We start from the raw sequence: 2,448 nt of genomic DNA on the forward strand, positions 1-2,448 counted from the left end.
TGCCTGTCGTCGAAGCGCCGTCGGTGCAGGCCGCGATGGCCGAGGGCACGCTGGTGGTGCAGACGCTGGAGCGCCCGCTGCGTCCGGGCGAGGTCTCGCTCGACGAGCTCGAGCGCGCCTTCCGCGAGACCGAGACCGAAGTCACGGCACCCGCGCCAACGCCGGCTCCTGCCGCGAAGCCGGTGGCCGCGGTGCCTGTTGCCGCTGCCGCAGAGCCGGTTGAAGCCGCGAAGAAGCCGGCCCGCAAGGTCGCCGTCGAGACCGACGTCCAGGAAGGCGACAAGATCGCCAACCAGTCGATCCGGGTCAATGTCGACACCCTCGAACACCTGATGACCATGGTCTCCGAGCTGGTGCTGACCCGCAACCAGCTCCTGGAGATCTCCCGCCGCAACGAGGACACCGAGTTCAAGGTGCCGCTGCAGCGGCTCTCCAACGTCACCGCCGAGCTGCAGGAAGGCGTCATGAAGACGCGGATGCAGCCGATTGGGAACGCCTGGCAGAAGCTGCCGCGCATCGTCCGCGACCTCTCCGGCGAACTCGGCAAGCAGATCGAGCTGGAGATGCACGGCGCCGACACCGAGCTCGACCGCCAGGTGCTCGACCTGATCAAGGATCCGTTGACGCACATGGTGCGCAACTCCGCCGATCACGGGCTGGAGACCACCGCCGAGCGCCTCGCCGCCGGCAAGCCCGAGCAGGGCACCATTCGTTTGTCCGCCTATCACGAAGGCGGCCACATCATCATCTGCATCGCCGACAATGGCCGCGGGCTCAACACCGAGCGGATCAAGGCCAAGGCGCTCCAGAACGGTCTCGTTACCGAGGCCGAGCTCGAGAAGATGACCGAAGCCCAGATCCACAAGTTCATCTTCGCGCCGGGCTTCTCGACCGCAGCGCAGGTGACCTCGGTATCCGGCCGCGGCGTCGGCATGGACGTGGTGCGCACCAATATCGACCAGATCGGCGGCACCATCGACATCAAGAGCGTGGCCGGCGAGGGCGCTTCCGTCACCATCAAGATCCCGCTGACGCTCGCGATCGTCTCCGCGCTGATCGTCGAAGCCGGCGGCGACCGCTTCGCGATTCCCCAACTGTCCGTCGTCGAGCTGGTGCGGGCCCGCGCCAACTCCGAGCACCGCATCGAGCGGATCAAGGACACCGCGGTCTTGCGGCTGCGCAACAAGCTGCTGCCGCTGATCCATCTGAAGAAGCTCTTGAAGATCGACGACGGCGCCACCACCACCGATGCCGAGAACGGCTTCATCGTGGTCACGCAAGTCGGCAGCCAGACCTTCGGCATCGTGGTCGACGGCGTGTTCCACACCGAGGAGATCGTGGTCAAGCCGATGTCCACGAAACTGCGGCACATCGACATGTTCTCCGGCAACACCATCCTGGGTGATGGCGCGTCATCATGATCATCGACCCCAACGGCATCGCGAAGCCCTCGGCGCCTCCGGCTCCTCGGCCCATGACATGGCCGACGACAATGCGAGCGCGCATGCCGCGAGCGGCGAGCAGCTCACCTCGCTGCTGGTGTTCCGCGCAGGTTCGAGCCAGCCCAAGGCGGTGCCGCTCGGCCTCGTCACCCGGCTGGAGGAGATCGCCACCGACAAGATCGAGCTCTCGAACGGCCGCTACATGGTGCAGTACCGCGAGCAGCTGATGCCGCTGGTGCAGATGGCCGGCGTCGAGGTGCGGTCGCAAGGGTCGCAGCCGATCCTGGTATTCGCCGACGACGGCCGCTCGATGGGGCTCGTGGTCGACGAGATCATCGACATCGTCGAGGAGCGGCTCAACATCGAGGTCGCGGGCAGCCAGGACGGCATCCTCGGCTCGGCCGTGATCAAGGGCCAGGCCACCGAGGTGATCGACGTCGGCCACTTCCTGCCGATGGCGTTTGCCGACTGGTTCTCGCGCAAGGAGATGCGCCCGTCGGCCAGTTCGCAGTCGGTGCTGCTGGTCGACGACTCACCATTCTTCCGCAACATGCTGGCGCCGGTGCTCAAGGCCGCCGGCTACAAGGTGCGGACCGCGCCGAATGCGCAGGAAGGGCTCGCCGCGCTGCGCTCGGGGCAGGCCTTCGACGTCGTGCTGACCGACATCGAGATGCCCGAGATGAACGGCTTCGAGTTCGCCGAGAACATCCGGAGTGACCACAATCTCGTCGGGCTGCCGATCATCGCGCTGTCGGCGATGGTGTCGCCGGCGGCGATCGAGCGCGGCCGGCAGGCCGGCTTCCACGACTATGTCGCTAAGTTCGACCGTCCCGGGCTGATCGCGGCGCTGAAAGAGCAGACCGCCGAACTGCGCCGCGCGGCATGACCGGATGCAAGGAAACGAATTGATGACCAGCAAGACCGAGACCAGTGAAGGCGCGATGGCCGAATACGTCACCGCGGTGATCGGCGGCCAGCTGTTCGGCTTGCCGATCTCGCGGGTGCA

General features: G+C 66.4%; 2 pseudogenes. Both read left to right on the forward strand.

Annotation, left to right across the window (positions count from 1 at the left end):
• Positions 1-2,328: pseudogene (locus H8A92_RS40200) on the forward strand (hybrid sensor histidine kinase/response regulator); the annotation flags it as partial.
• Between the two features lie 22 nt (positions 2,329-2,350).
• Positions 2,351-2,448 (forward strand): annotated as a pseudogene (locus tag H8A92_RS40205) (chemotaxis protein CheW); the annotation flags it as partial.

Source organism: Bradyrhizobium acaciae (assembly GCF_020889785.1).
Classification (GTDB): Bacteria; Pseudomonadota; Alphaproteobacteria; order Rhizobiales; family Xanthobacteraceae; genus Bradyrhizobium; species Bradyrhizobium acaciae.